We start from the raw sequence: 7,032 nt of genomic DNA on the forward strand, positions 1-7,032 counted from the left end.
TTCTTCAAATTTAGCTTTCCTAAACCGCAACACCGTTAGGTGTGACTACGCACTCAACTAATCCAGTTAAGTTTTTACGTTGGCTAGTTATACTCAATTTTAGACCGATGACGATCATAGCACACCCGGTACAAGACCCAGAAAAAAGAACACGGGGATTCCAGTCGCTGGGAATCTGGGTTTGATCGGGACGCAATGTTGTCAATCTTCCAGAAGATTTCTATAAACTCTTGACAAATACGACAAATGACTATAATTCCCGGTGACGTAGCTCCTGTCTTCAGCCTGCCCGACGCGCAAGGCAATGTCGTCAGCCTTGCAGATTTTCGAGGGCGGCGAGTTGTACTTTATTTTTACCCTAGGGACAATACCCCTGGCTGTACCAAAGAAGCTTGCGGCTTTCGCGACATTTACTCAGACTACCAGTCGCGCAATATAGCAGTCCTCGGCGTCAGCACAGACGGGGCGGGGCCCCACGCCAAGTTTGCAGCTAAATATCAACTGCCTTTTCCCTTGCTGTGCGACTCAAACGCCGAAGTTGCTACCGCCTACGGCTGTTACGGACTCAAAAAATTTATGGGAAAAGAATTTATGGGAATTACTCGATCGACCTTCGCGATCGACCCTGATGGTAGGATTGAAAAGGTTTATCGGAAAGTCAAACCAGAAACTCACGCAGCCGAGATATTAGCAGACTTGCCAGACCTCTCGCCTGAATGAAAAATTAAAAATTAAGACTTTTGAGCTGCCAGCTAAGAAACCTGAAATTACTTTCCCCTAAACAAACTTTTGAGTTTATGCGTCGATTGTGGCAAATTGTACAAACTGTGCTGGGACTGATTTTTCGACATCCCGTCACTGGTACTGCGGTGATTCCCGTATTGCCTGACGGGCGAATTGTGTTAATTCGCCGCCGCGACAACGGTCGCTGGGCACTGCCGGGAGGTATGGTGGATTGGGGAGAGGATATTCCCACAACTGTGCGCCGGGAATTAGCGGAGGAAACAGGACTCAATTTAGTCAAAATCCGTCGCTTGGTGGGTGTTTACTCGGCTGCCGATAGAGACCCTCGCCTGCACTCGATTTGTATCGTAGTGGCAGCAGAGGTAGAGGGAAAGATGCAAGTTCAGGATACGCTTGAAGTCAGCGAGGTTGAGGCTTTTTTGCCCGCATCCCTGCCGGAGGGGGCACTCAGCCACGATAACGACCAACACTTACAGGACTATTTTCAAGGCCTGACAACTTTGGCGTAAATCGGCGGGGCATCGAAATTTCAGAAAAGTCGGAAATTACCTCGCGGTCAAAAATTGTCTGTTATGAATGTGGAATTAATTTTCACCAAAGAACTGGGCGGAGCGTAGCGGAGGGCTGAAGCCCCTTCCTTATAGGACGGCTTTGATTCTCTTCATTTTCAGTTAATTGTATTGATAATACATGGTACAATAAAGCAATCAAGCAATAGTAAACAATGAAAGCAAGGTACAAGTACAGAATCTATCCGACCGACCAACAGAAACAGAGCTTGGCTCAGTTATTCGGTTGCGTTCGCGTTGTCTGGAATGATGCTCTTGCACTTTGCAAACAATCCGAAAAAAAGCCGAAATCGACAGAACTTCAGAAAATAGTAATAACTGGGGCAAAACAGACTGAGGAAAGGACTTGGCTGGAAGAGGTGTCATGCGTTCCCTTGCAACAGTCTGTAACCGATTTAGAAACGGCTTTTAAGAATTTCTTTGATTCCTACAAAGGGAAAAGAAAAGGGCAAAAAGTACGGTATCCTAGGTTTAAAAAAAAGACAAGCCGTCAATCGGCAAGATTTACTCTTCGTGGATTTTCCCTGAAGAAAAACGGTGGCGTTTACTTAGCAAAAATTGGAATTGTCAAGCCAATATGGTCTAGGGAGTTGCCGTCAGCACCTAGCTCGGTCACGGTAATCAAGGATTGCGCTAATCGCTATTTCTTAAGCTTTGTTGTAGAGGTCGAACCATTTCAATCCGAGGCTTTGCATCCAAGTATTGGTATCGACTTAGGGATTAAAACCTTTGCGGTAATGAGTAATGGCGCAAAAGCCGAAAGTCCAAGTTATAAAAAACTGGACCGGAAAGTTCGCAAACTGCAACGCAAGTTAGCTCGCCAACCTCATGACTCCAAAAGAAGGAATATAACTAGAATCAAGATCGCCAAGCTTCATAACCGTATTTCTGATGTTCGTAAAGATTTTATACACAAATTATCCACCAAAATAGTCAACGAAAACCAAGTGATTGTTTTGGAAGATTTAAATGTGTCGGGCATGGTTAAGAACCGCAAAGTGGCTAGAGTAATCAGCTTGCAAGGTTGGAGAGAATTCAGGACTTTGTGCGAAGCTAAGTCTGAAAAGTTTGGCAGAGAGTTCAAGGTGATTAGTCGATGGGAACCCACCAGCCAGGTCTGTTCGGACTGTGGTTTCAAGTGGGGTAAAATCGATTTATCTATTCGCTCAGTGCTCTGTTTGAATTGTGGTACCGAGCAGGATAGAGATGAAAATGCGGCTAGAAATATAGCTCAAGTCGGGATGGGGAATCGCCACGACTCTAAATGGAGTGCTGAGGGATTGTCAGACTATTTCGGTAGCAGAACCCGATGAAGCGTCAAGAATCACCGCGCCCTGACTGCCGGTGAGTATTTCAATGTTTTCCTACTTTTATTCACAAACTCTGAACATTAAATTAATCATCTTTTTATTACTAAATATTTAACCGGATGTACTCACCGCTACGCAATTCTCGGGTCAAACTCTCTGTAGGGCAAATCTTCTGGCACGAAGTCGGTCAAGGCCCGAATTTAGTATTTTTGCACGGTTCTTGGCACGACAGCAGTCAGTGGCTGAGGACGATCGAACATTTGACTCCCTACTACCACTGCTTCGCACCGGATTTGCTGGGGTTTGGCGACTCGGAACGCCCGAATCTTCATTATTCGATCGACTTGGAAGTAGAATGTCTCGCCCAATACCTCGATACTTTGAAGTTGCGACAGGTTTATTTAATCGCTCACTCTGTGGGCGGCTGGGTGGCCACCAGCTACGCTATCAAATATCCCGATCGAGTTCAGGGTTTGGTGTTGTTGGCCCCAGAAGGCGTCAAGGTTGGCAACCGGCGGGGGCGGTGGCAGACGGCTAGCTGGCTGATCGGTCAACCCCCGCTGGCTTTGTGGTTGCTACGATCGATCTATCCAATTGCTAAGTTGCTGGGTAGCCAAAAAAAGATTGACGGATTGCTAAAGTTCAGACAGCAGTTGATGGAGTCCCCAGTTGCCGTGCAGTTGCTGTTCGGGCGGCGGCGGGCTGAAATTACAGCGGAGTTAGTTGATGAGAATTTGCCTTTGCTGAAAGCGCCTGTTTTGCTGTTGCACGGTTCTGAAGATACTCCCGCAGCTTCGTCTCTGTGTCAATCCTATGCTGCTCTGGCTCCTAATGTCGAACTGCAATCGGTTAGTCCGGGGGAAAGCAATTTGCCGCAGGAAGTCCCGGATGTTGTTGCTAAGTATATTCGGGAATTTGCTAAGTGAATTGGGCATTGGGCATTGGGCATTGGGCATTGGGCATTGAGCATTGGTAACAGTTAACAGTCAACAGTTAACAGCCTAATTCCCCAAAAAATGGCTTCGGGTGCGTCAATTAGTACGGAAGCCGTATCGGGAAAAGCTGAGGCGAGATATTGCAATAGCAAAGTTCGATCGCCCCCCGTGACCGCAATTTTGCTATCAGGAAACAAACACCGCCAATCTTCAATAAAATCCCTAACTCCTGCCACCGTCGCATACACAACTCCGCTTTGAATTGCCCCAGCAGTGTCTTTCGCCCAGCGGTATGGCAGATTTTGTGGTAAACTGATCAAAGGTAATGCAGCAGTTTTTTTACCTAGGGACGATAACTGCAAACCCAAACCTGGTAAGATTGCGCCCCCAACTAAATACCTATTGACATCAGCCCCAGTAAATGTTAAAGCTGTACCAGCATCTATAAGTAAAACTGGCCAACCCAATTGGTTGCCAGCGCCCAGTACAGCCAAAGCTCTGTCAATTCCCAGGGTAGGATAGAGTCCCCCGATCGGCAACTGGTCTAAAGTAATAATTCGGACATCAGGATAACTCTGCCAAATTGCTGTTTGCTGGGTAACTACTGAAGCCAATATTAGAGGCAGCCGCACTAAAGAAAGTGTGCGAGGATTAGAAAAAGCGGTAGTAGCAGGAAGACAAAGGAGAGTTTGAGAAGATATTTCCTCGATCGACCTCATTACTATTTGCACCAAATATTCTGCTTTTTCCTCCTCCGAGAGTCGGGAAACAGCATCAGTATTTAGATGCTGTGTATCCCATGTTTTCTCCAGGGTTTTGCCCACAAATAATCCCCAGTGCAGCCGGGAATTGCCGATCGCCAAAGCTATTTTAATCTGGGCTTTACCTGTCAATCCAGAATTAATGTTGTCGGTGCTTGCTGGCGAACGGAAATTGTCGGGAATTGAATTTTCCATATTGATCGATCCGGCGCAAACATTGAACTAAAGATAGATTTTAGATTAATTTTATTCGCTTAAACGGGCGGTTAACTCTATTTGACATCTGACCAAGTTCCATGCCACGCGCCAATTAGTATTGTCGGCTGCAGAGGGCATACTTGCTAAATATAAATATTTGTAAAGCAAATAATTGCTTTGCTCAGGCGGCATCCTTTATAATGTCTTAAGATATTCCAAAAGTCCTGGTAGCTGCGATGGGGCTGTTGGCGGGGTAAACATAGGTTTAAAAAACCAGACTCAATCAAAATACTGTACAACTCCTGAGTAAATATGTCTTTAAAAATACAAGAACACGAAAACCCCTGGCAAAGAGTAACTTCGCGGTTGCCTGAATCGGAAAACTGGAGGCAGGAAGAAAGTCTTTCGCTGCCGGAAGTAGACCAACAAAAAGCCCTAATCGTGCAGATGCAGCAGCAAGTTCAGTTATCAAACTTGCTGAACCAAATTAATAACGAAATTCGCAGTACACTTGACATAGAAGAAATTTTGACATCGGCCTGCAGATTGCTGGGACAAGCATTACAGTGCAGTCGCGTGAGCATTTTAGTCAAAGAATCAAATACAGAAAAAACTTTAGTTACGCGCGGAGAGTACAACGCGGGGGACTATCCGATCCAACTGGGAATGAAAGTACCGATGACTGACAACCCGCATTTGGCTGCAGTCGTGTCTCAACAAGATTCCCTAGCAGTGACGAAGTTTCTCGATTTTCCGGGATTGAACCCACAAACCCGAAAAATTGCCGAAGCTTTGGAGATTAAGTCAATGCTGGCAGTAGCTACTCGCTATCAAGGTGAAGTGAATGGCATAATTGGCTTGCATCAGTGCGATCGCGAACGGGAATGGACTGATTGGGAAAGGCAGCTTTTAGAAGGGGTAGGATCGCAATTGGCGATCGCGATCAATCAAGCCAAACTCTATAGCAAAACCAGGCGCCAAGCCGAACGAGAATCGCTGCTAAGGCTGATCGGCAACCAAATTCGCAGTACCCTGGATCTGGAAACTATCCTGGAAACAGCGGTGAGGGAAGTCCGCCAAATGTTGCAGTGCGATCGAGTAATTATCTATCAGTTTCAAGACAACTGGCAAGGAAAAGTTGTTGTTGAAAACATGACGGTTCCTTGGCCTTCAATTTTAGGAGATATGGGGGCTGATAAGTGTTTCCGGGGAGATTACGCCGATCTTTACCAGCAAGGGCGAGTCAAAGCAATTAATGATATTTTTAATGCTGGTTTAGAGCCTTGTCATGTCGATTTCTTAAATAGTTTGCAGGTTAAAGCTAATCTGATCGTGCCAATTGTTACATCCAGAACTGAAGAAAATACCCCCGACACAGCCGGAAGCTATAATCCTAAATTTCCCGGTAGGCTGTGGGGTTTGCTGATTGCTCACGAGTGCCGGGATACCCGCAATTGGCAGCGGCAAGAAATGGAGTTGCTCTCCCAGATAGCCAACCAAATGGCGATCGCCATTCAGCAAGCAGAACTTTACAGCCAAGTCCAAGATGCTGCGGTAAAATCTCAAGCTCAAACCCAGCAGTTGCAGGCTGCATTAGAAGAATTGCGATCGGCACAGCAGCAATTGATTCAAAGCGAAAAAATGTCAGGTTTGGGTCAAATGGTAGCGGGAATTGCTCACGAAATTAACAACGCCAACAATTTCATCCACGCTAACTTGTTTCATGCTCAAGAATATTTTAAAGCCTTGAACGAAGCTCTAGAACAGGCCGGAAATGCCTGCCCAGAAGCAACGGAAGCAATTATCAGAATCAATGAAGAACTAGAACTCGATTACATTCGAGAAGACTTTGGTAAACTGCTCAATTCAATGCGAGAAGGCAGCGGGAGGATTCGCTCGATCGTGATGACGCTGCGAAATTTTTCTCGTTTAGACCACGCTGAATTAAAACCAGTAGATTTGAATGAAGGTTTAGAAAGCAGTTTCTTGATGCTGCAAAATAAGCTAAAAACCCATATCAAAATAGACAAGCAATACGGCAGTTTGCCGCCCGTCCAATGTCATGCCAGTCAAATTAACCAAGTATTTTATAACTTGATTGACAATGCTTTAGATGCGCTCCAGTCAACGAGCAAACCGGGGCAATTAACCATCCGCAGTTGGCAAAGCGAGCCGGACTGGGTAACAATCTCTGTCCGCGACACGGGAACTGGCATTCCTGTTGAAATTCAAGACAAGATTTTTGACCCATTTTTTACTACTAAACCTGTGGGTAAAGGTACGGGTTTAGGACTTTCAGTGTGCTATCAGGTAATTGTTCAAGCTCACGGCGGCAAGCTGAGTTGCATCAGTCAGGTTGGCGAAGGAACTGAGTTTATTGTAGAGTTGCCCCTGACAAATCAGAGGAGGATAAGTGCATAATTCCTGCTTTAGTCAGATTATATCAGGTTCGGGTAATTACTTATAATGTGAATTCGGCCGCTCGAACTTGAATTCGGGCGCTCGAACTTGAATT

6 protein-coding genes are annotated in these 7,032 nt (G+C 45.7%); 5 read left to right on the forward strand and 1 reads right to left on the reverse strand.

From position 1 onward, the window contains the following. The first annotated feature begins 246 nt into the window (after positions 1-246). The 4 genes from bcp (at position 247) to QUA34_RS25790 (ending at position 3,549) form a co-directional block, all read left to right on the forward strand. Positions 247-720, forward strand: coding sequence for a thioredoxin-dependent thiol peroxidase (gene bcp, locus QUA34_RS25775; RefSeq protein ID WP_333389938.1), 474 nt, complete (start codon positions 247-249; stop codon positions 718-720). 77 nt (positions 721-797) lie between these two features. Continuing rightward, complete coding sequence (locus tag QUA34_RS25780) at positions 798-1,253, forward strand: NUDIX hydrolase (RefSeq protein WP_333322129.1); 456 nt, start codon at positions 798-800, stop codon at positions 1,251-1,253. Positions 1,254-1,522: 269 nt separating this feature from the next. Continuing rightward, positions 1,523-2,626, forward strand: coding sequence for a transposase (locus QUA34_RS25785; protein ID WP_333389940.1), 1,104 nt, complete (start codon positions 1,523-1,525; stop codon positions 2,624-2,626). A 116-nt stretch (positions 2,627-2,742) separates the two neighbouring features. After that, positions 2,743-3,549 carry an alpha/beta hydrolase gene (locus QUA34_RS25790; RefSeq protein ID WP_333389942.1) on the forward strand — a complete coding sequence of 269 codons (807 nt, stop codon included), beginning with the start codon at positions 2,743-2,745 and terminating at the stop codon, positions 3,547-3,549. A 53-nt stretch (positions 3,550-3,602) separates the two neighbouring features. Here QUA34_RS25790 and QUA34_RS25795 read toward each other — a convergent pair whose 3' ends face one another. Next, a complete protein-coding gene (locus tag QUA34_RS25795) occupies positions 3,603-4,514 on the reverse strand; it encodes a pantothenate kinase (protein ID WP_333389944.1) in 912 nt (303 codons plus the stop codon). Positions 4,515-4,829: 315 nt separating this feature from the next. On the opposite strand from QUA34_RS25795, the gene QUA34_RS25800 reads away from it, so the two are divergent. Beyond that, a complete protein-coding gene (locus tag QUA34_RS25800) occupies positions 4,830-6,938 on the forward strand; it encodes a GAF domain-containing protein (RefSeq protein ID WP_333389946.1) in 2,109 nt (702 codons plus the stop codon). The last annotated feature ends 94 nt before the right edge of the window (positions 6,939-7,032 follow it).

The sequence above is a fragment of the Microcoleus sp. POL10_C6 genome (genome assembly GCF_036701585.1).
Lineage (GTDB): Bacteria > Cyanobacteriota > Cyanobacteriia > Cyanobacteriales > Microcoleaceae > Microcoleus.

Bases quoted from the DNA above. Each gene is read 5' to 3' on its own strand.
- QUA34_RS25790 (WP_333389942.1), top strand. From the start codon at position 2,743: ATGTACTCACCGCTACGCAATTCTCGGGTCAAACTCTCTGTAGGGCAA.
- QUA34_RS25800 (WP_333389946.1), top strand. From the start codon at position 4,830: ATGTCTTTAAAAATACAAGAACACGAAAACCCCTGGCAAAGAGTAACT.
- QUA34_RS25795 (WP_333389944.1), bottom strand. From the start codon at position 4,514: ATGGAAAATTCAATTCCCGACAATTTCCGTTCGCCAGCAAGCACCGAC.
- bcp (WP_333389938.1), top strand. From the start codon at position 247: ATGACTATAATTCCCGGTGACGTAGCTCCTGTCTTCAGCCTGCCCGAC.
- QUA34_RS25780 (WP_333322129.1), top strand. From the start codon at position 798: ATGCGTCGATTGTGGCAAATTGTACAAACTGTGCTGGGACTGATTTTT.